The following is a 25,473-nucleotide window of genomic DNA, read 5'->3' as shown; positions in this document are numbered from 1 at the left end:
ACATGCATATCGTACATCTGGCATTACAGGGCTGCCTGCGCGGCAGCGATATCGAATATGGCATTACGGCCGATACCGGCGGCCATATCCGCTACCTGCTTGAGCTGGTCGAGGCTTCCGAACAGGATCCGGCCGTCGAGCGTATTACGCTGGTGACCCGCGCCTTCGCCAGTGAGTTTAGCCGGGTAGATTATACCTGCCCAGTGGAGGTGATCAGCCCGAAAATTACCTTGGTGCGCCTGCCTACCGCGTGCGCCAATTACCTGCCCAAGGAAGCACTCTGGCAGGAACTTCCTTCGTTTATTGCCGCCTTTGAAGAGTGGCTGGGAAGCCTACCCAAGCCGCCTGACGTTCTGCACGCCCACTACGCCGATGCGGGCGAAGTGGCCGCTGAAATCAGCGCTCGCTATGCCATTCCGTTCGTATTCACTGCCCACTCGCTGGGGCGATGCAAGCTGAAATGCCTGGCCACCGGCCAGCCTGGCCTCGATAACTCAACCCAGCAGTCTCTGCAGCGCCGCATCACCTTTGAAGAGCGCGCCATTCGTGATGCCACCCTGATCATCGCCAGCTCCCGCGATGAGGCTGAGGTTCAGTACGCCGATTACCTGCACTATGATACTGGCCGCATCCGCGTTATTCCGCCCGGCAGCCATCTGGATGATTTTACTGGCGCCTCTTCAACACCCGCTATTGAAGCGATGATGCAACCCTTTTTGACCGACCCCAGCAAACCCGTACTGCTAGCTATTGCCCGTCCCGTTACCCGTAAAAATCTGGCGGCACTGGTATCGGCCTATGGGCAGAGTAAAGCGCTGCAGCAGCTTGCCAATCTGGTGATTGTGGCAGGCGTACGCGAACATATTGATGCGCTAGAGCCCGAACTTGCCGATAACCTCCATGAGATTTTAACGCTAATTGATGACTACAATCTCTATGGTCACGTGGCCTACCCCAAGCATCACTCCCCCGCAGATATCCCTGCGCTGTACGCCTGGGCACGTGAACGGTGCGGCATATTCATCAACCCGGCGCTCAACGAGCCGTTTGGACTGACCTTGCTGGAAGCCTCGGCGGCGGGCCTGCCGCTGATTGCCACCGACAGCGGCGGCCCCAGCGATATTATTGAACAGTGTAACAACGGCGTACTCATCAACCCCCGTCACCATGATGAGATCATCCGCCAGGCACTTGACCTGCTCCAGAATTCCGAACGCTGGCAGCGCATGGCCGACAACGGCCAGGAGGCTGTCAAGTGCTACGACTGGCAGCGCCATACTCAGTGCTACCACGACCTGCTCGCCCGCTTCACCCAGCCAACCCTTGACCCGGTGCAGCCCAAGTCTCTGCTGATCTGCGATATCGATAATACGCTTACCGGATCGCCCGAAGGCATACGCGCCTTTAACCAGTGGTACGAAGCACAGCCCACACTGGGGTTTGGCGTTGCCACCGGACGCAGCTTTCACAGCGCGCTGTCGATTCTCGAACAGGTCGGCATCCCCGCCCCCCAGGTGATCATTTCGTCGGTGGGCTCAGAGATTTACTACCGCGACCCAAACGGCGTGACTTACCAGCAGGATGTGGAGTGGTCAGCGCGGATTGATCGGTGCTGGCAGCAGGAAGCATTAGAGCAGGCTCTGAGAGATATGACTGAACTGACGCCCCAAGGGTCGCTTGAACAGCGCCGCCATAAACTCAGCTACTTCAGCGATGGTGACCCAACGCTGATTGCACGTATCCAGACACATCTAAAAAAGCGCGGCCTAGCGGGCACGGTGATCCAAAGCCATAGCCGCTATGTAGATATACTGCCTGTTGAAGCATCCAAGGGTCAGGCCGTCGAGCATGTGCGCAAACGTCTGCATATTGATCCACAGTCGCTTTATGTTGCAGGCGACTCGGGTAATGACCTGGATATGCTGCGCTCGGTGCCCTGCTCTATCGCGGTGGCCAACCACTGCGATGGGCTACTGGACGGGCCCGAAGTGGCCCACGTCTACACTGCCCGCGCACGCCACGCCATGGGCGTTATTGAGGGCGTTCAGCACTTTCAGCGCCGACAAAAAATGGGGGGCGCGGCATGAAGGTAAGCGCTTTGACGCTGGTTAGAAACCGCCACGAACATCTGGTCAACCTCATGCTGAGCCTGGAAGCCCAGACGCAGCAACCGGACGAGTTGGTGATTGCCTGGATGCAGCCCGAAGTCGAAACAGACCTACCCAAAACGCATTTCCCGGTTCGTCACATCATGGTTGAAGGCGATGCCCTGCCGTTGGCCAAGGCGCGTAACGAAGCGGTCAATGCCGCCGCTTTTGATGCGCTGATATTTCTGGATGTTGACTGCATCGCCTCACCCACGCTGGTTGCGCGCTACCGTGAAGCGCTTATCCAACGACCAGCGCTCTATATCAGCGAAGTGCACTACCTGCCCGCAGACGCGGTGCGCCACGGCGTAGACGGTACATTGGATCTTGCGCGCCTAGCCGCCCTGGGCGAACGCCACCCGGCGCGTCCAGCCATTGAAGACGATGAGATACGACATGAGCCTGACCATGGCAATCTTTGGGGGCTCTCATTTGCTCTGATGCGCCAGGATCACCATCGCGCGGGCGGCATGGATGAAGAGTACAGGGGGTACGGCGGAGAGGAGACCGACTACGCCTGGCGACTGGCAGCGGCCAACGTGCCGCTCTACTGGTTGGGCGGTGCGCTTGCCTGGCACCAGCACCACCCGATGTATGCCCCACCCTGGCCGCACTTCGAGGCGATTATTGCCAACGCGAGGCGCTTTTACGCACGCTGGGAGCAGTGGTGCATGGAGTACTGGCTAAACCAGTTTCACGAAGCCGGCGCCATTCGCTGGTCGCCGGTAGCAGAGGTCATCGAGATCGTTAGGCACCCCACCCAGGAGGAGATTGCTGCCGCGCGCCTACCTGCCAGCGCCCGTTATGGCTGAACTTCAGACGCCGCGACCTGAGTGGCAAACTCGGCGACCAGGCGTTTAGCAGACCGACTCCCTGAAGAGGTTGCGGTGGGCACCCCTGCCCAGAGCCGGTCAACGCAGGCTTCCAGCCACTCGGCTGCATGCCGGGCGGCGTCCGCGCTATACAGCTCGGCCAGCACACTGACATCCAGCCCCCGGGCTTTTTCTAACACTGCCTGCCAGCCGGCATAGTCGCCGGGCCAGACGGCCATGTTGACCGCTGCATCCAGCTCCGCCAGCCGTTCGGCTTTGCGGGTCTGCTCGCCGAAGTAGCGCCACTCCGGCGCCACGATATAGGGGCGTTTCAACATGGCGATTTCATGTACGGTATTGTCACCAGCGGACGCTAGCACGCTATCGCTGGCTGCCAGGTAATCCACCACGTTATCGACCCAGCCAACGTTGATCAGGTTGGCAAAATCGGTTTCGTGACCCTCCCGATGCAGCGGGCCAATTGTCACGAACAATGTATTAGGCGCGGCACGCGCTGCCACGGTCAACGGCGCATAGGGGGTGCCCGAGCCGCCGCCTCCAGTAAGCACTAAAACGATTTCCCGGTTCGGGTCGAGCCCCAGTCGGCGGCGTGCTTCGACGCGTTCAGGTATCTCGGCGGCGGTGGTACACAGCCCTCCCGTGTAAAACGTCTTTTGGCGCAGGTGGCTAGGGTAATCGTCCTGCTCAAGGCGCTCATCATAGGGCGCCAACATGCCGACGCACGCCTCATACGCGCCCAGGTGCCCCGGGTCGTTACGGTCGCCGTGCATGCGAACCTTGACCGCTGGAATACTCGCGATACGCGACAGCAGCGCCAGCTCCGCCGAGACATCAATGACAAATAGTCCGGCGTCGCTATCGTCCAGATGATCCAGAATGCGCCGCATGGTCTGGCGCATTTCGACCACGCCCATGGGCACACAGTGCATAACCGAAGGCGTGGGCTGGTCAAACAATGCCTGGGTGGGCACTTCTGCGCCGATCATGTCAGGCAACGGTACAAGCTCAATCTCGCGCTCGAAACCATCAAACAGCGAAGGATCCGCCGTCATCACGCTGACTGGGCGGTCGGCCGAAAACTGGCGGATAATCGCCATGGTGCGCCGCGCATGGCCGCGCCCCTGATGGTGAACAAAAAAGCTGATGGGCTTCTTCATGACGTAACACTCCCTTGTGTTGAACGGTGCCCAGCCTGACTGGCTACCGTGGCCGCTTCCGTGGCCTGATGGTCGTTTAGCATCGTCCCTTAAGCATAGCCGCCGGAACGAAAAACACCTGCCCCGTTTAGCATGCTCAGCCCGGCGACCACCAGCGTGGCAGTAGCGCACGCACGCTGGTCTGGGCAAAACGATCATCCATTAATACCACAACGCCTTCATCGTCTGGACTGCGAATCACCCGGCCGGCGGCTTGGACTACTTTAATCATGCCGGGAATGCGGTAGGTGTAGTCGTCACCCTGACCGAACCGCGCGGAGAGCCGCGCCTTGAGCGCTTCGTTGAAGTCATTGAACGGTGGCAGGCCCAGGGTGGCGACAAAGGCGCCGATTAGCCGGTCGCCGGGCAGGTCGATCCCTTCGGCAAAGGCGCCGCCCAACACCGCAAAGCCGATGCCTTTTCCACCGGGCGTAAAGCGCGCCAAAAATGCCTCGCGCTGGGCTTCCGGCATTCCGCGGGTCTGGCTGAAAACGGCTATCTCAGAATGCGCCTCGCGAAACTTCGCCAGCACCGCCTCTAAATAGGCAAAGCTACTGAAGAAAGCTAAATAGTGGCCGGGCTTGCGCTGATACTGCTGCGCCATGGTCGCCACCATCGGCTCAACGGACGCCTCCCGATCACGAAAGCGCGTCGAAATATCGCTGCGTACGCGCACTTCAAGCTGGTGCGCAGCAAAGGGCGACGCTACTTCCTGCCACACCGTATTACCCGGCAACCCCAGCAGGTCTCGATAGTAGTGAGCGGGTGAGAGCGTGGCAGAAAACAGCACCACTGAGTGGGCAGTGTTAAACCGCGGGGCCAGGAAATCACCGGGTATCAGATTGCGAAGCCCCAGCAGCGCCCGCCCACGGCCATGGCGGGTAAGGTCACATAGCGAGTGATCCCCAAAGCGCTCCGCTAAGCGGCAGAACGCCAGCGACTCGAACAGCAGCTCCTGGAGCTCAAGCGTCGCATCCTCGGGGTGCTCACCCAGATGGTCAGTAATCGCAGCGCCCACTTGCTGAGCGGCAGCTACCAGCTTATCGGGTAGCGTCGTCAGCAGCCGATAGACGGGTTTACCCGGTTCGCCGACGTCTTCCACGCCAGCGTCTTTGAACACCGCCTGCCACTGGCGGGCCAAGCGCCCCAGTGGCCGGGAGAGCGCTTTAGGGGCAACACGCCGCAGTCGGCTCAAGCGCTGCTGGTCGAGTTCGGCGCTGTACATACCCCGGGCGCGCTCCACCAGGTTATGTGCTTCGTCGACCAGCACGCCCGTTCGCCAGTCATTCGCCTGGGCCAAGCTGTGCAGCAGCGCATGACTATCGAACCAGTGGTTAACGTCGCCAACGATCACATCCGCCCAGCGCGCCAGCTCCTGGCCCAGGTAATACGGGCACACGTCATGAGCCAGCGCCACGTCGCGCAGCGCGTCGCGATCCAGCCACTGCTGCGCCACCGCGGCTTGGCGGGCGGCAGGCAGGCGGTCGTAGAAGCCCGCCGCTAACGGGCAGGACTCGCCATGACAGGCGCGATCAGGGTATTCGCAGGCCTTCTCCCGCGCTACCAGTTCCAACACGCGAAGCGGCAACGCCTCCTCATCGTCATGACGGGTACGCAACGTCGCCAGGGCATCCAGCGCCAACCGGCGACCGGGGGTTTTCATGGTCAGAAAAGCGATCCGATCAAGCCGTTGCCGCGGCATGGCCGAGAGCATGGGAAACAGCGTACCCAGCGTTTTGCCAATCCCGGTGGGCGCCTGAGCGAGCAGGCAGCGTCCTGTGCTGGTGGCTTTATAAACGTCTTCGGCAAGTTCGCGCTGACCGCTGCGAAACGCAGTGTGGGGAAAACGCAGAGAGTGTAGGGCGCTGTCGCGGTGCAGGCGATGCCCGGCCTCCTGCTCCGCCCAGGCGAGAAAGCGCTGGCACTGGTCGGCAAAAAAAACCTCCAGTTCCTCGGCGCTGGCTTCCTGGCTGAGCAGGGTCTCCTTGCCGCTGGCGATCTCTAGGTACACCAGCGTTAAGGTGATGTGCCCCAGGCCGCGCTCTTTGCAGAGTAGCGCGCCGTAGACTTTTACCTGCGCCCAGTGCAGAGCGCGCTGGTTATCGGCCATGCGCTCAAGGCTGCCGCGGTGGGTTTTGACTTCTTCCAAGCGGTTGGCCGTTGGGTCAAAGCCATCGGCACGCCCCGTCACCGTCAGCCCCTCAAAGATGCCCGACAGGGGCAGTTCGGCGATATAGTCTGCCCCGCGTCGGCTAGCCACCAGCGTATGTCCTTGTATACCTTCCTGAGCACTGGGGGCTGGGGTAAAGCGGTGATCAAGATCACCTTCACGGGCGGTGAATTCGCACAGCGCACGCACGGCGACGCGATAGGTCGCGCTCATGACGTCGGCTCGGCGCTATCTGCCCAGCGCACGTAACACACCGCGACGGGCATCTCATGACGATGAAAGAACGCGAGCCAGCGGCGCTGGTTATCCTGCAGCCGGTCGCCGGGGCCTTTGACTTCGATCATCCGGTAGCGCGGCTCACCCGCGGGTGCGTCGGGCATAAACTGAATCAAATCCGGCAGCCCTGCCCGGTTGGCTTTCAAGTCACCCAGCAAGCGTTCGAAACAGGCCCTTAAATGCTCAGCGGGGATACACTTGAGCGCCAGCTCAACCAGCGGCTCATCGACAATTGGCCAGTGCACAAAGGGGGAGGCCAGCCCCTGTTTCTCCCGCCAGGTCGCCCGAATAACCTCCCGGTAGCTGCCGTCTTCCAAGCACCCCAGACAAGCATCAAAGGCATGACGCCGCCGCGCCACGAAATCGTCGCGATACAAGTCCGCCGGGCCGTTGTGAAAAGGGTGAAAGAAGGCACCTGGCAGCGGGGCGAAAATAGCCGACCAGCAGAGCAGTCCAAACAGTCCGGTCAGCAGGCTGTTTTCCACATAGCAGACCGGTGCCTGGGGCTCGCTAAGTGATTGAACTACAGCGCGCTCCACGCTTTGCGGCCCTGGCAATGTAAGCTCCCAACGCTCATGGGCAGGCTCTGGCTCACTCGGTACAACAGGCATTTTAAGCCGCCGCTGCAAACGGGGCAGCAGCCGTGCCAGAGCTTGATGTTCGGTCTCGTTAGGGCTGCTATTCAGCGCCTGGGTCGCCAGCTCAAAAGCCGCTTGATGTTCGCCCACTCGCTCCAACACACGTAGCTGTCGAATGCGCGCTTCGCTACTCTCTGCATCGCCATAGAGTGTCAGCGCAAGCGCCGAGTCACCACTGCGCTCCGCCTCGCGACCCAGTTGCAGCAGTAACCGAGCGCGCCGCGTGGCCAGCCAGCGGTTGTCCGACGCTGGCGGCAATTCAAGGTACAGGTCGGCGGGCAGCTCCCCTGCATCAAGGCGTTGGCGCAGGCGGTGGAGTGCTAAATAGGTATCGACCTCCTGGCGCGACTGGAAAGCACGGGAGTGCGGCGTGAAAGGCACCACCTCAAAACGCTGCATACCAAGCTCGGTTAGAACGAACTCCGCCCAGTCCTGGCGCAGGTTGCCAAAGAACATCAACCGCAGCCGGTCACAGGTCTCCATGACGGTGAGGCGCACCACACGGTCAGGCGCGTTGGGCCACCATGTCTGCAGCGGTACGGTTTGTGTCAGTCGGCCTGCCAGGGTGTCGTAGAGCGCGGTTTTGGCGCTAGAGGCGCTCAGCCCGGCGGCGCGTATATCCGCCGCCAACGCTTGGCGCAGTTCGGCCAGGCGTAGCTGGTTAAACAGTTCATCGACGCTAAGCGCCGGGTCGCTATCGACCCAACCTAGCGCGATCAAGGGCGCCATCGCAGCGGCACTGTCACCGACCTCGGCATAACTGAGCTTGCTGAGCCGAAACAGTTCACCTTTGCGCATCACCATGCGCACCAGCAGTGCTTGGGAGGACTGCGGTAAGCTTTCAAACTGTTCAACAAAAGCGAGTTCGTCTGCTGCGAGCAGATCAGCGTGGCGCTCCCCCACCCAGACCAAAACGAAGCGGAAGTTCGTCAGGTAGTAGAAGGGGTCGTCGAGGGAGGCGGTAGGCGTTGCGAAAGCACTGTTCATTTATCCATTGTAACAGCGCGACGCCATTGTGACATTCACGCCGTCATGGAGATTAGCGATTCAGTGAGAGCGTTTGAAAGGCGTTGTAGGCCGCCACCACCGTTGCCATTTGCGCGGTATGAGCTTGTACATAAGGTTTGCCGGTTAGGGTTTCATCAGGGTATTCGGTAATTAGCATCAGTGGCGTTAATTGATCGGCGTCTTCCGAGATAAGATAGGGGAAGCCATTCAATATCGGGAAAGTTAACGTCCCCGCATGAATTTCAAACAGTGCAATTTGCGCGTCATTAAACTCGACCAGTCCAGGCACTTGCGCAAGCTCCTCGGTAACGGCTTCCACCAACTGCTCAGCCGCTGTGCCATAGCCTGGTTGGTGGCGCAAGATCAGAAAGAAGCCCTTGGGAATCGTCCACATCTCAAAACCACGGGGCACGTAACCGTTTAACGGCCGTGTCCATTCATGGGCCGGGTAGCTGTGCAGATTGACATGCAGTCCGGCACTACTGAGAGCGAATGCCTGTTCACGAATAGCATGTTCAAATGGCTGCCCAAGCGGCTGGCTCTGTAGGTCATTCCCAAAGGCGGTGTAGCGCGCTGCGTGGTGCATATGCCGCGGCTGAGTGGCGATGAGCCGACCTTGCAACGCGTAGCCATCAGGGTTTTCCAAGGGCGAGATAACGAAGTGGGCCTCTGGCTTACCGCTAAGCTTCGCAGCGGCACGCAACGCCCCCACCACGCCGGAGGTCTCGTTGGCATGCTGACCCGCACTGATCATCACGGCGCGGTCACCACCGACGATATAACGCGCCTCTACCGCTCTCCCCGTGCGTGTCTTGGCGCCTAACGACTGCCCCCCCATCTCTGCCAATAACGCCTCTATTTGCTCAACACCGATAGCCTGCCCAGCGCTCTCCAGCTCCACCTCTGCACGCGGCAGTTGAGAAGCATCCAAAGGCCGTAGGCTAACCTTCAAATAGGCTTGCTCACCGTGAGAGAAGACTTCCGGCACAATCTGCCCCGGCTGAATGGATCGATCCCCCAGCGCCAACCCTGCTCTCCGCTGGAAATACTCCAGACTAGAAAAATAGAGTTCTTCATGAAGCGCCTCGGCAAGGCTAATATGCTCATCGCCCAGCACTAGGCGGCGGTCGCTACAGGGCAACTGCACCGTAAAGTTGAGCTCTTCGAAGTAGGGAGATGCTGCCTGCCACTGGGTTGAGGATAACGTCTCCATTGCCGCTTGAAACAGCGCCTCAAAATCCGTCTCAACAATCGACTCGCTCACCTCGCCATTGGGAGAGGTAAGCCGCAGCCAGCCACAGGGCGAGCACTGTGCTTCGTCTACATGATCTAAATGTTGACGGTTAGGTGCTTCAACCCAATACGTTTCCAGCTCCCCAGTGCTACGCTCCACACGGACGCGATAATAGAGAGGCGTAGGGTCAGTGGAGGGCGTGACATTAACTTCCTCCCAGCGTAGCGCTACACCTTGCGGAAGCAGCCCCGCAAGCGGGTAGGCTTCCAGCAGAAAGCGGCGCGGCGCATGTGCTAACACCGGATACTCAATGACCAACGACTGCAGCGCCGCCCACGAGAACTCCTCTAAAAAGAAGTGCACCAGGGGCTTATAGGCACTGCGCAGGCGCGCACTGATACCCGCGGCCTTGAAGGCCGTCTCTGTGGCTTGGCGTTCGCTTTCATCGTCGAAGACCCACGCCTCCAACTGATAACCGTGATAGGCAGGTGTGGCGTACTCATCAAGCAAAGATCGCGTGGTGCGTGGGAAAAAGCGCTCTAACAAGATCTCGATACGGGGATCGTTGGTCATAAGGAAGTACGTCCTGTGGGATCCAGGGCATCCCGGAGCCAGTCACCCAGCAGGTTCAGCCCCAGCACGGTTAACAGAATAGCCAAGCCAGGGAACACGCTAACCCACCACGCCGTTTGCAGGTAGGTGCGCCCTTCAGCCAGCATGCCGCCCCAGCTGGGAATCACCGGATCCACGCCTAAGCCTAAAAAGGTCAGGCTGCTCTCCAGCAGAATATTATTGGCCACATTGAGGGTCATCAGCACGATGACGGGGCCAATCAGATTCGGCAACAGATGCTGGAACAGAATACGGATATCCTTCACCCCAATCGCTTTGGCCGCCAGAATAAATTCGCGGTCGCGCAGCGATAGCACCGAGCCGCGCACCAAGCGCGCGTACTGCACCCACTGGGAGATAATCAGCAGAATAATCATATTGGTTAACCCGCCACCAATCACGGCGATAAAGGTAATCGCCAGCAGGATAAAGGGCAGCGCCAGTTGCACGTCGGCAAAGCGCATCACGATCATATCCAGAAACCCACCGTAGTAACCGGATACCAAGCCCATAATGATGCCGATCACCACCGCACCGAGGGCTGAGTAGACGCCGACTTTTAACGAGATTTCACCGCCAATAATCACCCTCGCTAGTACATCTCTGCCTAACGGATCAGTGCCTAGCGGAAAGCTGGGCTCTAGCAGCGGCGGCGTTAAGCGGTAGGCCAAGTTCAGCTCTGAACCTCCCCCGGGAAACAGCCAGCCGGAGAAGATCACCGCTAAACCGATACCGCCCACAAGCAGCACGCCAAGGATAAATTCAAGGTTTTTAAAGCGTTTCAATTTGTCGCTTTTGATAGCTGCCGTCATGGTTATTCCTTGCGCACCCTGGGGTCGACCAGGCCATAGGCGATATCAACGAGAAGGTTGATGGAGATGATCATTAACGAGAGCACGGTAATAACGCCTTGTAAGACAGGGTAGTCCCGGGCCGACACGGCTTCGAAAGCCAAGGTGCCTAATCCCGGCCAGTTAAAGACGCGCTCGACAACCACGATACCGCCCAGCAATCCACCAAACTGCAAACCAAAATAGGTGATCAGCGGAATGGAGCAGTTACGCAGCGCATGTTTGTAGAGTACGACCGTGTTGGAAAGGCCTTTTGCCCGGGCCACCATGATGTACTGAGAGCGCAGGGTGTCCAACATAGTGGTTCGCACTAGGCGCACGTTAGTGGCGGTTAGAATGATCCCCATCGTTGCGGCGGGCATAATGAAGCTGGAGAAGCCCTCCATGCCACTGGGCGGCAGCAGATTAAACGTGATAGAGAGCAGCAGCACCAGCATGATGGCCAGCCAGAAGTTAGGAAAAGAGAGCCCGATCAGGGAAAAAATTCTGATCATCTGGTCGGGCCACCTCCCCCGCGATACTGCTGCCTTGATACCCAGCGGTATCGAAACCACGATAGAGACAAGCAGCGAAGCAAAAGCTAGCGCCAAAGTGGCGGGTAAGGCCCGACCAATTAGATCGCTGACGGGTGTACCACCCATAAAACTACGACCAAAATCACCCACTACTAGACCTTGCAGGAAGCCGACGTATTGAGCCAGGAAGGATTGGTTCAAGCCGAGGGCTTCACGAATCCTTTCCAGATCCGCCTCGGTAATACTCCCCGCCCCTTGCGCCAGCATAACCGCCGGGTCACCGGTTAACCTGATCGCAAAAGAGACGATCAGCGTCACGGCGATCACCACAAAGATGGCCTGCAGTATTCGATAGAGAAGAAATTTTGCCACTATGTCCCCAAGCCCGTAACGCTTACATGAAGCTTTTGTAAAGTGTCAGTATGAAGAACCGACCGCCTTTCAAGCGGCCGGATGACGCTACGTTTAGTCAGCAACGTCCACGTCGGTCAAACGCATACGGTTATCCGGAGCAGGTTCAAAATTCTCCACCCGGTCACTGACACCGTAAAGGGCATTGATACTATAGAGCGGCATTTCCAAGGCCCGCTCCTGGGTGTAGCGCGCAATAGCCTGGAGCAGTTCCTCACGCTCATCCTGATCGGTAATACTGCGCTGGGCTTCAAGCATTTCATCTAACTCAGCGTCGCTGTCATAAGGATTCCAGCGTTCGCCAGTGTGGTACATCAGGTAGGCGGTATTGTCGAAATCGAACGTCCAGCCGCCCCATTTCTGCTGGAACATCTCCCCAGTACGGCCTGCCGGAATAATGTCGTTAAGCAGCACATTGGTTTCATAAGGCTGAATAGAGGCGGTAATGCCCACCCCTTGTAGGTAAGACGCCACTACCTGGGCAACTTCACCAAAGGTGGCGTCGTTACCGCGCACATCTATCTGCACCGTTGCGCCTTGCTCAACACCCGCTTCATCCAGCAGTTGGCGAGCCTGCTGCGGATCGTACGGCAGGGGCTCCATATCAGGGTCGTTACCGAAGGACTGAGCGCCCTGGAAGCTGGCGATCATTTCCCCCTCACCCGCCAGGATGGCGTCGATAATCGCCTGGCGATCCACCGCCATGATCATGGCTTTGCGCACGCGTTCGTCGGCAGTAATACCTGATTGAGTGTTGAAACGAATCGCTTCCACCGTTGGCGAAGCCACGCTGACGATGCTGGCCCCATCGTGGTTATTGATCGTGTCGATCATGCCAATCGGAATCGTCGGCGGAATAACAATATCGACTCGCCCAGCCTGCAGCTCAGCCACGGCAGTGGAAGGTTCAGAGATAAAGCGGTAGGTCACCTCGTCAAGTTTCGGCGCGCCGCCCCAGTGATCAGCAAAGGCCTCTAACTGCACGTCCTCACGAGGATTATACTCCACCACCTTGAAGGGCCCAGTGCCTACCGGATGATTATTGAAGTGGTCATCGCCATGCTCAGCTAGATACTCCGGTGGCACAATCATGGCGCCGTAGCCCGCCAGCTTGGTAAGCAATACCGGGTCGGGTTCACTGAGGTGAAAATCGACCGTATAGTCATCGATCACTTCCACGCTTTCAATCGCCGTATAATTGGAGCGCTGGGGGCCTTGGGCGCCTTCATCACCCAGCAGACGGTCAAAAGTGAACTTTACCGCTTCCGCATTGAAGGGCTCGCCGTTATGGAAGGTGACGCCTTCACGCAGAGTGAAACGGATACGGGTACCGTCATCCAGCTCTTCCCATTCGGTGGCAAGGCCGGGCACCAGCTCTAAATCAGGGCCTCGATAGGTCAAACCATCGAAAATATTGGTGGCGACCGATGCCCAGTTGACCAAAAAAGTATCAATGGGATCCCAACTACCGGGATCTTGCGGCGAAGCAATCGTTAATGAGCCAGCCTGTGCAGAGGCAGAGAAGGCAACGCTCAGTGCCATACCGGCGATGGCGCCATTGAGAACGCGTTTATTTTTCTTCATGGAATTACTCCTGTTGTTGTCTCACAGCTTTTGTACCATCAGGAAACTTACTATGACGCCAAACGCTCGGCGCGGCCTACTTCCTGGGCAACGAAATGGCCGGTAGCCACCTGCACTAATGGCCAATGTTCTGGCTCATCACCGACTTTACGGATGGGACTAAGAATATCGCCCTGCAGCAACACCCGCTCCCGCCGCTGAGCCGGGTCGGCCACTGGCACAGCGCTTAAGAGCTTGCGGGTGTAGGAGTGCTGAGGCGAATCAAACACCGCCCGACGCTCGCCTAGCTCAACGACTTGGCCAAGGTGCAGTACCGCCACGCGGTGACTCATTTTTTCCACCACCGCCATATCGTGGCTAATGAACAGATAGGCTAAGCCTTCGTCTTGCTGCAACTCCATGAGCAGATGAATGATCTGCGCCTGAATAGAAACATCGAGGGCGGATAGCGCCTCATCAGCAATGATCAACTTAGGCTTGGAGGCCAAGGCGCGGGCGATACAGATTCGTTGGCGCTGTCCACCGGAAAACTCATGGGGATAGCGCTCGGCTTGGTCAGCACTCAAACCAACGCGTTCCAGTAACTGGTCTACCCGCTGGCGAATCGCTTTAGTACCGTGCAATAAACCGTGCGTACGGATGGGCTCGGCTATCGAAAAGCCTACGGTTTTGCGGGGATCCAAGGAGGCAAACGGGTCTTGAAAAATGTACTGCACTTCTTGGCGCAGGCGCATTTTTTCTGCCCGGGACATATCGGCCACGGCCTTGCCACCAAAGCGTATCGTGCCACTGGTGCTTTCCTGCAACTGTTGAATGGTGCGCCCAATGGTCGACTTGCCGGAACCCGACTCCCCTACCAGTGCTAACGTCTCCCCCGGAAAAATAGCAAAGCTGACATTTTCGACCGCATGGACGCGATGGCTAATCCCACCAAAGAAGCCTTTACGAATATCAAAACGAGTGACTAAGTTTTCTATCTCTACCACAGGGGCTGCATCGGTTCTCGCGGTATCCTGCTGACGACTTTCACCCAGGGTGCGCGCAACGTTCCCCTCCAGCACCACTAATGGATCCATGCGTGGGAGGGCTTCGCCCTGCATGCTGCCAAGTTTAGGCACCGCTGCTAACAGTGCTTGGGTATAGGGGTGCTGGGGGCGGGCGAAAATCTCCTCCACAGAGCCTTCCTCGACCTTCTCGCCATGACGCATGACCACTACCTGATCGGCCATCTCCGCCACCACCCCCATATCGTGGGTGATGAAGATAACGGCCATGCCTAGCTCCTGCTGCAAGTCGCGCATAATGGTAAGAATCTGCGCTTGAATAGTGACGTCCAGTGCGGTGGTGGGCTCATCCGCTACCAACACTTTAGGCCGACAGGCCAGCGCCATGGCTATCATCACTCGTTGACGCATGCCGCCGGATAGCTGGTGAGGGTAGCGTTTTAATAGCGCTTCGGCATCGGCCAGCCGCACCAGCTTCAACAGTTTTACTGCTTCCGCACGGGCAGACTCTTTCGAAAGCTTTTCATGCAATACCAGCACTTCGGTAATCTGATCGCCAATGGTGTAAACCGGATTCAGCGACGTCATTGGCTCCTGGAAAATCATGGCAATCTCTTTGCCACGTATCTTACGCATCGCCTTATCCGAAAGCTGGGTAAGATCTTGTGGTGGCGAGCCCTTGGACTCACTGTGGAAAGTGATGGTGCCACTGGTAATCTCAGCGTTCATGTACTCCACCAAGCGCATAATAGCCAGTGAAGTTACCGATTTACCCGAGCCAGATTCGCCAACGATTGCCGTCGTTTTACCGGAATAAACATCAAAACTCAGATTCTTAACAACCTGATTGGAGCCAAAATTCACGCCCAAGGAGCGAACCGATAGCGCTGGAGTAGTGGTCACAAGATGTATTGCCCCCTGCCCTTATATAGCGTGTTTATAAAACGTTAGTCGAGTAGACATATCGTTTCAAATTACTCATCTTGCTAAGCTTTTGTCAACACATCCCTGTTAGGCACCCACTGATGCTGCTGCCATTAAAAAAACGGCTAACGGCAAAAAAACGTACTTATCGCGCACAAAAAAAAGCCCCGTCGCAGGAGCTTTTGGTCACATGTAGGTTAATTGGCGGCCTCACCCCACCCGATGCTGCTTAAGCACGGCAAGGCTTCGCTCCTCTTCGCTTTGCGGATGGGAAGGGGCTTGGCGGGTGCCAACCAGCACGTACCACTCTGCTTCAGAAAGGTAGGATTGGCACCAGTGACCGAGGTCTGAAGCGCACTCTTCGCGGGTGAGCTGACCGCTGCGATAGTCGTGGGCGAGGAGTAATAAGTTCTGCCGGGCAGTACGCGCACGGGCATTGCCACCGTGCACTTTTACCAGCGGGCAGCGTCTATCATAGGCGGCGTTGGTTAACGCATTAAGCCAACGCTCCAGTTCATGTGCCTGAATTCCACCATACACTGCCACGCTTGAGCTCCCTGCCCCGTTGAAAGGGCATTAGCCTGCCCGATTTAGGGGCCGCTGTCACGGTTAACCTGTGTCCTTTAATGCCTACTGTTCAAAACCTTGTAACACGTTGACTACATTGACACCGATTGCGTCTACCGCATAGCCCCCTTCCATCAGAAATACGCAGGGCAGGCCTGCCTGGGCCAGGCGTTGACCTAACACGGTGAAATCTGCGCTGGTAAAAGTGAAGGCACTTATCGGGTCACCCTCAAAGATATCGACCCCGAGCGATACGATGAGACACTCACACTCCGCGGTTTTAATTTGCGCCAAGGCTTGTTCAAGTGTGGCCATCCAAGTAGCCACACTGGTTCCCGGGGGCAATGGGTAGTTGACGTTAAAGCCCTCGCCTTTTCCCTCGCCGTTTTCATCAGCGTAGCCCAAATAGTAGGGAAAGGTGACTTCAGGGTCGCCATGCAGCGAGATAAACAGCACATCGTCACGCTGATAGAAGATTTGCTGAGTGCCATTGCCGTGGTGGAAATCGACATCAAGAATGGCGACCCGGCGTTTGCCTGCATCCAACGCTCTCTGCGCGGCAATGGCGGCATTATTGAAGAAGCAGTACCCGCCAAACTGATCATAGGCCGCGTGGTGGCCCGGCGGCCGACACAGCCCAAAACTGGGTTCACCGGTTTGCAGGGTATGCTCTACCGCGCCTAACGCCACATCTTTACTCGCCATGGCGGCTTCAAAGGTGCCCTCTGAGATCGAGGTTTCCGCCGCCAAGGCGTAGTAACCTAGCTGGCCGCTGATAGAGCGGGGAATGCGGTCACCACGCATGCTTCGCGCTGGCCAAATATTGGGAATAGCCTCACCTTTATGCCCGGCGGCGCCCCACTCTTTCCAGCAGTTGGCTAAAAACGTCACGTACTCTTTGTCATGCACCGCCAGCACCGGGTCTAACCCATAAGCGCTAGGGGTACGTATATCGCCAAGCCCAGACTGGCGAAGATGCTTAAGCACTAGATCCAGCCGTTCAGGACACTCAAACGGGGTTACCAATGCGCCGTCATGCAACTCCGTGCGCGCTTGGCGCAAACGGCTATTCTCTGAGTAAAACGTCAGCATGTGGGCTCCTTAATCGGCATCTAACTGAACAGGCCACTGCTTGGCCCAGCGGCGCTTTTGACTTGGCGTTTGTTGCTTTAACTGATATTCAGCTCGGCTTGCGGCCGCGCGGTCATTAAACGGTTCAGCACCCAGCAGCGCAACAGGTGGATTTGCACGGGTATAGCGCGCCCCTTTGCCGGTGCAGTGCGCTTGATAGCGCTTTGCCAGATTATTGGTAATGCCCGTATAGGTGCCGCGCTGACACTCCAGCAAATAGAGATACCATTGCGGTTCGGCTTCCTGAGGCTGAACGATGCCACTACTCACCGCAACATACCTTTAATTTGCGCCCGCTACCACATAAGCACGGGTCGTTGCGGCGTGGTTTTAAGCGTGTAAGCGAGGGTGTTCCGTCTATATACCACCAGCGTTGCTGCTCTTTAACGAAATGGGAGGCCTCTTCTAATACATGCCACCCTTTTTGCACTCGCCCCCTTTCATAAAAAAAGGCACGAAAATGCACGTAACCGATAGTATCGAGCGGCGGTTCTGCGGAGACGATAGATAGCGACTTCCACTCAGCGTCAGGATCAGGCGCAAGCTCTGCAGGTCGGGTAGAGGGGTGCCATGTCGCCAACAGATAGTCGCTGCGCCCTAACACAAAAGCCACATAGCGAGAGCGCATCAAGGCTTCAGGGGTAGGCGCAAGTTCGCCTTGATGATAGCGGCCACAGCATTGTTCAAGCGTTAAATGGCTACCACAGGGGCAACTTAGGTCAGTCTTAGGGGTCATAAACAAGCTCGTTAGTCACATCTTTTATAGCCTAACCGATACGTCCTATGCGCGTCCCCCGGCGTGTATGACTATTGTTTCGATATTTGTGCGGTGTTAGGTATATAGTGGTAGGGCAATACATTCAGACGATGGGGTACGAATCACGATTGATCATTCTTTCCAAAATTTTTGGAGGTTCTCCTATGAAGGTCTTTAAACCGGAATGGCAGTGCACGTTTAGCGTAAACGAAGGCGCGGAAGAATCAGCAACTTGGAAAGAGAGAATCGCGTGGCGACTCAGGGGAGTTGCGGATCGGCTGGAAGGTGGTGGGCGCACGGTTAAAATCGATTACCGAGTGACGCCAGCGGTTAGCCAACAGGAAGTCGATACTTGCTTAGGCAAGGGCTTCGAAGTGACTCAACGCCTGCTAACGCAGTTAGCCCAACAGCAGGCGTGCGAAGATGTGATGCGCCATGCCAAAGCTGAGCTGTTTGAACAACATCCTCAGCATTAATTGATATGCATGAATTGATATGCATGGGCACGGTATAAAAAAATCCCACTCCTTTTAAAGGGTGGGATTTTTCTTGCGATCACGAGTGCTAGGCGGGCTGTTCCAGCGCCCTACCCATCTTAATTAGAAAGTCCTCGCACTCTTCAAGCTGCTCAATATCAATATACTCATCGGGTTGGTGTGCCTGGGCAATACTGCCGGGGCCAAGAATAATGGTTTGCAGGCCCTGCCCCTGGAACTGCCCGGCCTCGGTTGCATAGGCCACCGCGTGGTCGCAGCACCCTGCTGGCAAATGGTCTTTGGCCAGACGCAACACCCGATCATTATCGCGATCTGCTAGCCCCGGCACGGTAACGTTAAGGGGCTCGGTAATGATTTCAACGTGCTTACCTTTGGCCTGCAGCTCAGCGCTTAGCTGGGCACAACAGGCCTCAAAGCGCGCGTAAATCTCATCAAAAGTATCGGTCGGCAGATGGCGGATCTCCCATTCGAACTGGCACTCTCTCGCCATAATATTGATCGCCGTACCGCCTTTTATTTTGCCAACGTGTAGGCTGGTATGAGGCACATTAAACGCCTCATCGACACGCCCCTCTTCCACCAACGCAGCCATGGTGTCCTCAATAAAAGTCACCAGCCGAGCGGCCACATGAATCGCCGAGGTACCCTGGTAGACCTGACTGCTGTGGGCTTCCCGGCCAATCACCGTGGTGCGTAAATTGGTTGCGCCTTTCTGCGCCACTACCGGCTGCATGCTGGTGGGCTCGCCGACAATAACGTGAGCCGTCGTGGAGTAGTGCTCGTAGAAGCGCTTGATCAGGCTCGGCGCCCCCACGCAGCCAATCTCTTCATCGTAAGAGAAGCCGAGATAAATAGGCTGTTGCAGAGGCGCCTCAACCCACTCGGGCACCATAGCCAGCACGCAGGCGATAAAGCCTTTCATATCGCAGGTGCCGCGACCGTATAAGCGACCGTCATCGCCATCACGCAGGGTGAACGGATCACTCGACCAGGGCTGCCCCGCCACCGGCACCACATCGGTATGCCCGGAAAGCATTACCCCACCCGGCGCCTCTGGGCCAATTCTTGCGATCAGGTTGGCTTTGGTACCGCAGGGGCTCATCACCCGCTCGGCGCTGACGCCGTATTTGGCCAAATAGCCCTCCACATACTCAATCAGCGCCAAATTGGATTCACTGGAAGTGGTATCGAAGGACACCAGTTTCGTCAGCAACGTGGTCACGTCAGTCATGCTGTTCTCGTTAGTTGGACTCTTTATTTCAACCTAGCTTATATCACCCTATCACCGCCCTCACTCCTTTTCCTACTCAGCAGGTCTACAGGCAGCGTAATGTTGACTGTCACGGCAGGTTCATCGTGCATTCACCAAAACGTCATCTACACTTCTTACTGTTCAGTGCATCCAAAAACTCAATAAACGCATTGCACGCCTGAATAAGTTCAGGCCCATAAGGAGCTTCTGTATGTCTCGTTTCACACTGCACGCGCTTGCCGTAGGGGTGGCGACGGCCAGCCTCAGCCTGTCTGCTCAGGCGGCAACAGAGATTAACTGGTGGCACGCCATGGGCGGCCAACTGGGCGAAATTCTCGAAGAGATGACCCAGGACTTTAACGAGTCTCAGGACGACTACCACGTTACCCCCAGCTATCGCGGCACCTATAGCGAAACGATGACGGGCGCGATCGCCGCCTTCCGCGCCAATGAGCAGCCGCATATTCTGCAGGTGTTTGAAGTCGGCACCGGCACCATGATGAACGCCAAAGGCGCCATCTACCCAGTGTACGAGCTGATGGAAGAGCACGGCCGCGCTTTCGATAACGATGCCTTCCTGCCCGCCGTGGTGGGTTACTACACCGACACCAACGGCAACATGCTGTCGTTCCCGTTCAACTCCTCTACGCCCATCATGTACTACAACCGCGACATGTTTGAGGAAGCGGGCCTGGATCCTGATCAAGCGCCGCAAACCTGGGAAGAAGTGGCCGACTTTTCACGTCAGATCGTCGACGCTGGTGCGGCCAGCTGTGGCTTTACCACCTCCTGGCCGAGCTGGGTCATGCTGGAAAACTTCTCCGCTTGGCATAACGTGCCGCTAGGTACGCTGGAAAACGGTTTTGGCGGTATGGAAACCGAGCTTACCTTCAACAATGAGCTGGTCGCTCGCCACTGGGACAACCTCCACGACTGGCAGGAAGAGGGTGTGTTTAAATGGGGCGGCCCCGGTTCTGGCCCCGACTCAGAGCCGCTGTTCTACTCCCAGGACTGCGCGATTTTCTTCGGCTCTTCTGCTTCACGTGCGGATGTCGCCGCCAATTCAGAATTTGAAGTCGGCTTTGGCATGCAGCCCTACTACGCCGATGTAGACGGCGCACCGCAAAACTCAATTATCGGTGGCGCCACCCTGTGGGCACTCCAGGGCCATAGCGACGAAGAGTACGAAGCCGTTGCAGCCTTCTTCGAGTACCTCTCCCAACCCGAAGTACAGGCGCAGTGGCATCAGCAAACCGGCTACCTGCCCATCACTCAGGCCGCTTGGGATCTGAGCAAAGAGCAGGGCTACTACGATGAGAATCCCGGTGCGGATATTTCGCTGAAGCAGATGACCCTCAACGAGCCGACCGAGAACTCCAAGGGCTTACGCTTTGGTAACTTCGTGCAGATTCGCGACATCATCTCCGAAGAGATGGAAGCCGTAATGACCGGTGGCAAATCGGGCCAGGAAGCGGCTGACGACGCAGTGAAACGCGGCAATGATCTGCTCCGTGACTTTGAAGCTGCCAACCAGTAAATAAGCGCTTACTTCGCCGCTTACCCTATTGGGTAGGCGGCGATTTCGTTTTAATGCCTATTTATTAATACTGTCCAGAGCTCACCATGCAAACTAAACGCATGACCTACCCTGGTCGCTTTTTGCCCTACGCGCTATTGGCGCCCCAGGTGATTGTGACGCTGATTTTCTTTATCTGGCCTGCAGGCCAGGCGCTGTATCAGTCGCTACTGCGCGAAGACGCCTTTGGGCTGCGCTCGACGTTCGTAGGGCTTGAGAACTTTGCTCGCCTGTTCCGCGACGGCAGCTATGTCAACTCTCTGTCGGTCACAGCGGTATTCGCCATCGGTACCACACTGCTATCAATGACGGTGGCACTTTTATTGGCCAGCACCGTCAACCGGATGATTCGCTCACGCACTACCTACACCACGCTACTGGTGTGGCCCTATGCTATTGCGCCTGCGCTTGCCGGCGTTTTGTGGTGGTTTATCTTCAACCCCTCCATCGGCATTGTGCCCTATATGCTCGAGATGGTGGGTTACCGATGGAACCACCGCAACTCGGGGAATGATGCCATGCTGCTGGTGATTTTTGCCGCCGCCTGGAAGCAGATCTCCTATAACTTTCTGTTTTTCCTGGCGGGCTTACAGTCCATCCCGCAATCGCTGATTGAAGCCGCCTCCATTGATGGCGCCAGCCCGACGAAGCGCTTCTGGACGATTATTTTCCCGCTGCTCACGCCGACCACCTTCTTTTTACTGGTGGTTAACGTGGTATACGCCATGTTCGACACCTTCGCGATCATTCATGCCACCACCGCGGGCGGCCCCGCTCAGGCCACTAACATACTGGTTTACAAAGTGTATGCCGACGGCTTTGTCGGGCTAAACCTCGGTTCCTCGGCGGCTCAGTCGGTGATTCTCATGGTGATTGTGGTGGCCTTAACCATGATTCAGTTCCGCTTTATTGAGCGCCGAGTCAACTACTAAGCCTTAGGGAGAACGTTAATGGTTGAAAACCGCCCCTGGGCAAACCTGATAGCCCATATTGTTTTGATCTCTGGCGTCGCACTGGTGGCTTTTCCGGTATATGTCGCGATTGTCGCCTCTACCCACTCCCTCTCGGGCTTGCTGCAGGGCACGCTGCCACTGCTGCCCGGCGGCCACGGGATCGAAAACTACACACGCATGTGGCAGTCGGGCGTTTCCAATGCCGGCGCACCGCCCGCCGCCCAAATGCTCTGGAACAGCTTTATCATGGCCATGGCAATTACCGTGGGTAAGCTGTCTATCTCGCTGCTTTCCGCCTTTGCCATCGTCTACTTCCGTTTCCGCTTCCGAATGTTCTTCTTCTGGGTGATCTTCGTCACATTAATGCTGCCGGTGGAAGTGCGCATTATTCCGACGTTTCAAGTCGTTGCGGATCTTAAAATGCTCAATAGCTTCGCCGGGCTGTCGATTCCGCTGATCGCCTCGGCCACCGCGACGTTTTTGTTCCGCCAATTCTTCATGACCATCCCCGAAGAGATGCTCGAAGCCGCCCGCGTCGATGGCGCCGGGCCGCTGAAGTTTTTTAAAGACATCTTGATGCCGCTGTCGGTGACCAATATCGCTGCGCTGTTTGTGATCATGTTTATCTACGGCTGGAACCAGTACCTCTGGCCGCTCATTATCACCACCGACCCTGACTATTACACCATCGTGATGGGCATTCAGCGCATGACCTCGGAAGAGAACCCCCAGTGGCAACTGGTGATGGCCGCGGTGGTGATGGCAGCGCTGCCGCCGGTTTTAGTGATTCTGTTTATGCAACGCCTATTTGTGAAAGGCCTGACCGAGACGGAGAAATAAGATGGCCAGCATTACCTTGGAAGGGCTAAAGAAAACCTATAGCGGCGATGTTCACGCCGTGAAGGGCATTGACTTACAGATTGCAGATGGCGAATTCGTAGTGCTAGTTGGGCCTTCCGGCTGCGGCAAATCCACCCTGCTGCGCATGGTGGCAGGATTGGAAACCATTACCGAAGGCACGCTCAAAATCGGCGAACGGGTGGTCAATAAGCTCGAACCCGCCGAGCGCGATATCGCTATGGTGTTCCAGAACTACGCGCTCTACCCGCATATGACGGTGTACAACAACCTGGCTTATGGGCTGAAAAACCGCGGCTTCAAAAAAGATGAGATTGAAAAGCGCGTTCAAATCGCCGCCAAAATGTTGGAGATCGAGGAGTTTCTTGAGCGCAAACCGCGCAAGCTCTCCGGCGGTCAGCGACAGCGGGTGGCCATGGGCCGCGCGTTGGTGCGCGATCCGGCAGCCTTTCTATTCGATGAGCCGCTCTCCAACCTGGATGCCAAGCTTCGCGTGCAGATGCGTGTGGAGATCAAGCAGCTACAGCGGCGCTTGAAAACCACCAGCCTGTATGTGACCCACGACCAGTTGGAAGCCATGACCTTGGGTGACCGCTTGGTAGTGCTGAACGCCGGGCAGATCGAGCAGGTGGGCACCCCGATGGAGATCTACTCCCGTCCCGCCAGCATGTTTGTGGCCGGGTTTATCGGCTCCCCCGCCATGAATATGCTGCCGGTGGACTACCTAAAAACACAAGGCGCCAATGGCCTGCTGGATAACCTGCCCGAAGGCACCGATACCGTCGGCATCCGCCCGGATGATATGCACTTAACGCCGCCCGAAGCGCCTCACTTAACCGTCGATTCAACGCTTGCGTTGTTTGAAGCCGCAGGGGCCGAAAGCCACCTGTATGTAAACCTCGCCGATAGCGATCAACCCACAGTCATCCGCGTTTCAGGGCAACCACCTGTCGCCGAAGGCGAAACCCTGCGGTTTTTTGTGCCCCGCGACGCTCTGCACCCTTTCAATAGCATCACGGGGAAGCGGACGGGAGATTGAAAGCCTACCTCCAAAAAACAAGACAATAAAAAACAAGTCAACGGAGAAGCCATGCGCTACGTTTGAGATAGCGAGCATGACGCATTTCTGCGCATTCAGCCCTTTCTCCGAGTCGCGTACGGATCTCCTTTGATGAGTACTGAACCTTTATACGTTGATGACCTGTATCGCGATCACTCCCGGCGCGTGCAGGCGACGCTGATCCGGCTGCTGGGGGATTTTGAGCTAGCCGAAGAAGCCATGCAGGATGCCTTTGTGGCGGCTGTTCAACAGTGGCCGATTAACGGCAAACCTGACAACCCCACCGCCTGGCTAATTCGCACCGGCTACCACTGCGGAATCGATCAAATTCGCCAGCGCAGTACCGCACGCCGCCGGGCCCACTTGTTGTTACCCACAGAGCGGTTACTCACAGAAGAGACGCTGGATCTTGAGCCCACCACCATCGAAGATGATGCGCTGCGGCTACTGTTCACCTGCTGCCACCCAAGCTTAAGTATGGAAGCACGGGTTGCTCTTACCCTGCGCGAGATGTGCGGCCTAACCACCGAACAGGTCGCCAGCGCCCTGCTGATGAAGCCTCCGACGCTGGCACAGCGTATCGTGCGCGCCAAACGCAAAATTCGCGATGCGCATATCCCTTATGCCGTGCCTACCCAGAAAGAGCTACCCGAGCGCCTACCCGATGTGCTCCAAGTCATCTATCTGGTCTTCAATGAAGGCTACTCACGCAGCACGGGCGCCAATGTGGTCGATATCAGCCTGACCCAAGAAGCCATGCGGCTAGGCAATGAGCTGGCACGGTTACTACCCCAGGGCGAGGTGTTTGGGCTGATGGCCTTGATGCTGCTTAATGATGCCCGCCGGGATGCACGCCAGGATAACGATGGGGAGCTGGTAACCCTGGATGTGCAAGACAGACGCCTGTGGCGCCAGGAAGATATTCAGACCGGCATTGCCTGGCTGGAACAGGCGCTGGCGCTCACCCCCGCCGGGTACTACACCCTACAAGCCTCGATTGCCGCTGTACACGCCCAGGCTAGCCGCGCCGAGCTGACTGATTGGGGGCGCATCGCCAGGCTCTACGATGCGCTCTGCCGACGCTTTCCTTCGCCAATCCTGAGGCTGAATCGCGCCGTCGCCATTGCCATGAACGGTGCGCCCGATACCGGGCTGAAGTTACTCGACGACATCGCCCATCACCCGCAAATCAGCCGCTATCACCTGTTTTATGCCGCTAAAGCGGATTTACTGCGCCGCCAAGGCCAGCATGAGGCCGCGTGCAATGCTTACCACCAGGCGCTGCAATTGGCTACCCTGGAACCAGAAAAACGCTTTTTGAACAAGCGGTTGGCAGAGCTCGAAAATTCCTCATAAAAAAATGCTTAGGCTATGTCGATTCAAAACGATGCAAAACGACTATAGAGAGTCACTATCCTG

Annotated in this window: 21 protein-coding genes; 8 read left to right on the top strand and 13 right to left on the bottom strand. The window is 57.1% G+C overall.

The genetic code is table 11. The features are described from left to right. The first annotated feature begins 2 nt into the window (after window positions 1-2). Both ACFIOZ_RS01380 and ACFIOZ_RS01375 read left to right on the top strand, forming a co-directional pair. Complete coding sequence (locus ACFIOZ_RS01380) at window positions 3-2,087, top strand: HAD-IIB family hydrolase (protein WP_386081733.1); 2,085 nt, start codon at window positions 3-5, stop codon at window positions 2,085-2,087. Beyond that, window positions 2,084-2,959: a glycosyltransferase family 2 protein gene (locus ACFIOZ_RS01375; protein ID WP_386081731.1), complete on the top strand. Its 876-nt coding sequence runs from the start codon at window positions 2,084-2,086 to the stop codon at window positions 2,957-2,959. Before ACFIOZ_RS01380 ends, ACFIOZ_RS01375 begins: the two co-directional genes overlap by 4 nt. On the opposite strand, the gene ACFIOZ_RS01370 is transcribed toward ACFIOZ_RS01375, so the two are convergent. From ACFIOZ_RS01370 to ACFIOZ_RS01315, 12 genes are all read right to left on the bottom strand, one after another. Next, entirely contained in the window at window positions 2,950-4,137 is a 1,188-nt protein-coding gene (locus ACFIOZ_RS01370; protein ID WP_386081729.1) for a glycosyl transferase, read from the bottom strand. The genes ACFIOZ_RS01375 and ACFIOZ_RS01370 overlap by 10 nt on opposite strands. 136 nt (window positions 4,138-4,273) lie before the next feature. After that, window positions 4,274-6,559, bottom strand: coding sequence for an ATP-dependent DNA helicase (locus tag ACFIOZ_RS01365; protein ID WP_386081727.1), 2,286 nt, complete (start codon window positions 6,557-6,559; stop codon window positions 4,274-4,276). Continuing rightward, window positions 6,556-8,247 carry a VRR-NUC domain-containing protein gene (locus ACFIOZ_RS01360; RefSeq protein WP_386081725.1) on the bottom strand — a complete coding sequence of 564 codons (1,692 nt, stop codon included), beginning with the start codon at window positions 8,245-8,247 and terminating at the stop codon, window positions 6,556-6,558. Before ACFIOZ_RS01360 ends, ACFIOZ_RS01365 begins: the two co-directional genes overlap by 4 nt. Before the next feature lie 52 nt (window positions 8,248-8,299). Then, window positions 8,300-10,075 (bottom strand): peptidase M14, encoded by a 1,776-nt coding sequence (locus ACFIOZ_RS01355; RefSeq protein WP_386081724.1) that lies wholly within the window; start codon window positions 10,073-10,075, stop codon window positions 8,300-8,302. Further along, the gene (locus tag ACFIOZ_RS01350; protein WP_386081722.1) at window positions 10,072-10,926 is read right to left on the bottom strand and encodes an ABC transporter permease; all 855 of its coding nucleotides are present in this window, start codon (window positions 10,924-10,926) and stop codon (window positions 10,072-10,074) included. Before ACFIOZ_RS01350 ends, ACFIOZ_RS01355 begins: the two co-directional genes overlap by 4 nt. 2 nt (window positions 10,927-10,928) lie before the next feature. Further along, window positions 10,929-11,852, bottom strand: a complete 924-nt coding sequence (locus ACFIOZ_RS01345) for an ABC transporter permease (RefSeq protein ID WP_386081720.1) — start codon at window positions 11,850-11,852, stop codon at window positions 10,929-10,931. Window positions 11,853-11,945: 93 nt separating this feature from the next. After that, window positions 11,946-13,475, bottom strand: a complete 1,530-nt coding sequence (locus tag ACFIOZ_RS01340; protein ID WP_386081718.1) for an ABC transporter substrate-binding protein — start codon at window positions 13,473-13,475, stop codon at window positions 11,946-11,948. 50 nt (window positions 13,476-13,525) lie between these two features. After that, window positions 13,526-15,382, bottom strand: coding sequence for a dipeptide ABC transporter ATP-binding protein (locus tag ACFIOZ_RS01335; protein ID WP_386081717.1), 1,857 nt, complete (start codon window positions 15,380-15,382; stop codon window positions 13,526-13,528). Between the two features lie 231 nt (window positions 15,383-15,613). Then, complete coding sequence (locus ACFIOZ_RS01330; protein WP_386081714.1) at window positions 15,614-15,949, bottom strand: hypothetical protein; 336 nt, start codon at window positions 15,947-15,949, stop codon at window positions 15,614-15,616. Window positions 15,950-16,033: 84 nt separating this feature from the next. Further along, window positions 16,034-17,062 carry a histone deacetylase family protein gene (locus ACFIOZ_RS01325; protein ID WP_386081712.1) on the bottom strand — a complete coding sequence of 343 codons (1,029 nt, stop codon included), beginning with the start codon at window positions 17,060-17,062 and terminating at the stop codon, window positions 16,034-16,036. Between the two features lie 9 nt (window positions 17,063-17,071). After that, window positions 17,072-17,371, bottom strand: coding sequence for a GIY-YIG nuclease family protein (locus tag ACFIOZ_RS01320; protein WP_386081711.1), 300 nt, complete (start codon window positions 17,369-17,371; stop codon window positions 17,072-17,074). Further along, complete coding sequence (locus ACFIOZ_RS01315; RefSeq protein WP_386081709.1) at window positions 17,364-17,837, bottom strand: YchJ family protein; 474 nt, start codon at window positions 17,835-17,837, stop codon at window positions 17,364-17,366. Before ACFIOZ_RS01315 ends, ACFIOZ_RS01320 begins: the two co-directional genes overlap by 8 nt. Window positions 17,838-18,022: 185 nt before the next feature. Here ACFIOZ_RS01315 and ACFIOZ_RS01310 point away from each other — a divergent pair, with 185 nt between their 5' ends. After that, window positions 18,023-18,334: a hypothetical protein gene (locus ACFIOZ_RS01310; RefSeq protein WP_144813993.1), complete on the top strand. Its 312-nt coding sequence runs from the start codon at window positions 18,023-18,025 to the stop codon at window positions 18,332-18,334. Between the two features lie 88 nt (window positions 18,335-18,422). Here ACFIOZ_RS01310 and argE read toward each other — a convergent pair whose 3' ends face one another. After that, complete coding sequence (gene argE / locus ACFIOZ_RS01305; RefSeq protein ID WP_386081707.1) at window positions 18,423-19,586, bottom strand: acetylornithine deacetylase; 1,164 nt, start codon at window positions 19,584-19,586, stop codon at window positions 18,423-18,425. Between the two features lie 232 nt (window positions 19,587-19,818). On the opposite strand from argE, the gene ugpB reads away from it, so the two are divergent. The 5 genes from ugpB (at window position 19,819) to ACFIOZ_RS01280 (ending at window position 25,410) form a co-directional block, all read left to right on the top strand. After that, window positions 19,819-21,144, top strand: coding sequence for a sn-glycerol-3-phosphate ABC transporter substrate-binding protein UgpB (gene ugpB, locus ACFIOZ_RS01300; RefSeq protein ID WP_386081705.1), 1,326 nt, complete (start codon window positions 19,819-19,821; stop codon window positions 21,142-21,144). An 86-nt stretch (window positions 21,145-21,230) separates the two neighbouring features. After that, window positions 21,231-22,115: a sn-glycerol-3-phosphate ABC transporter permease UgpA gene (gene ugpA / locus ACFIOZ_RS01295; protein WP_386081704.1), complete on the top strand. Its 885-nt coding sequence runs from the start codon at window positions 21,231-21,233 to the stop codon at window positions 22,113-22,115. Between the two features lie 18 nt (window positions 22,116-22,133). Then, window positions 22,134-22,976, top strand: a complete 843-nt coding sequence (gene ugpE / locus ACFIOZ_RS01290) for a sn-glycerol-3-phosphate ABC transporter permease UgpE (protein ID WP_386081702.1) — start codon at window positions 22,134-22,136, stop codon at window positions 22,974-22,976. A 1-nt stretch (window position 22,977) separates the two neighbouring features. Then, window positions 22,978-24,033 carry a sn-glycerol-3-phosphate import ATP-binding protein UgpC gene (locus tag ACFIOZ_RS01285; protein WP_386081701.1) on the top strand — a complete coding sequence of 352 codons (1,056 nt, stop codon included), beginning with the start codon at window positions 22,978-22,980 and terminating at the stop codon, window positions 24,031-24,033. A 132-nt stretch (window positions 24,034-24,165) separates the two neighbouring features. After that, window positions 24,166-25,410: an RNA polymerase sigma factor gene (locus ACFIOZ_RS01280; protein ID WP_386081698.1), complete on the top strand. Its 1,245-nt coding sequence runs from the start codon at window positions 24,166-24,168 to the stop codon at window positions 25,408-25,410. Window positions 25,411-25,473: the final 63 nt, after the last annotated feature.

It is taken from the genome of Vreelandella sp. F11 (genome assembly GCF_042466685.1).
GTDB lineage: Bacteria > Pseudomonadota > Gammaproteobacteria > Pseudomonadales > Halomonadaceae > Vreelandella.
This window is presented reverse-complemented; position numbering and strand designations above follow the sequence as displayed.

Bases quoted from the DNA above. Each gene is read 5' to 3' on its own strand.
- ACFIOZ_RS01310 (WP_144813993.1), top strand. From the start codon at position 18,023: ATGAAGGTCTTTAAACCGGAATGGCAGTGCACGTTTAGCGTAAACGAA.
- ACFIOZ_RS01375 (WP_386081731.1), top strand. From the start codon at position 2,084: ATGAAGGTAAGCGCTTTGACGCTGGTTAGAAACCGCCACGAACATCTG.
- ACFIOZ_RS01355 (WP_386081724.1), bottom strand. From the start codon at position 10,075: ATGACCAACGATCCCCGTATCGAGATCTTGTTAGAGCGCTTTTTCCCA.
- ugpA (WP_386081704.1), top strand. From the start codon at position 21,231: ATGCAAACTAAACGCATGACCTACCCTGGTCGCTTTTTGCCCTACGCG.
- ugpB (WP_386081705.1), top strand. From the start codon at position 19,819: ATGTCTCGTTTCACACTGCACGCGCTTGCCGTAGGGGTGGCGACGGCC.
- ACFIOZ_RS01340 (WP_386081718.1), bottom strand. From the start codon at position 13,475: ATGAAGAAAAATAAACGCGTTCTCAATGGCGCCATCGCCGGTATGGCA.
- ACFIOZ_RS01280 (WP_386081698.1), top strand. From the start codon at position 24,166: ATGAGTACTGAACCTTTATACGTTGATGACCTGTATCGCGATCACTCC.
- ACFIOZ_RS01325 (WP_386081712.1), bottom strand. From the start codon at position 17,062: ATGCTGACGTTTTACTCAGAGAATAGCCGTTTGCGCCAAGCGCGCACG.
- ACFIOZ_RS01360 (WP_386081725.1), bottom strand. From the start codon at position 8,247: ATGAACAGTGCTTTCGCAACGCCTACCGCCTCCCTCGACGACCCCTTC.
- ACFIOZ_RS01285 (WP_386081701.1), top strand. From the start codon at position 22,978: ATGGCCAGCATTACCTTGGAAGGGCTAAAGAAAACCTATAGCGGCGAT.
- ACFIOZ_RS01380 (WP_386081733.1), top strand. From the start codon at position 3: ATGCATATCGTACATCTGGCATTACAGGGCTGCCTGCGCGGCAGCGAT.
- ACFIOZ_RS01370 (WP_386081729.1), bottom strand. From the start codon at position 4,137: ATGAAGAAGCCCATCAGCTTTTTTGTTCACCATCAGGGGCGCGGCCAT.
- ACFIOZ_RS01365 (WP_386081727.1), bottom strand. From the start codon at position 6,559: ATGAGCGCGACCTATCGCGTCGCCGTGCGTGCGCTGTGCGAATTCACC.
- argE (WP_386081707.1), bottom strand. From the start codon at position 19,586: ATGACTGACGTGACCACGTTGCTGACGAAACTGGTGTCCTTCGATACC.
- ACFIOZ_RS01350 (WP_386081722.1), bottom strand. From the start codon at position 10,926: ATGACGGCAGCTATCAAAAGCGACAAATTGAAACGCTTTAAAAACCTT.
- ugpE (WP_386081702.1), top strand. From the start codon at position 22,134: ATGGTTGAAAACCGCCCCTGGGCAAACCTGATAGCCCATATTGTTTTG.
- ACFIOZ_RS01315 (WP_386081709.1), bottom strand. From the start codon at position 17,837: ATGACCCCTAAGACTGACCTAAGTTGCCCCTGTGGTAGCCATTTAACG.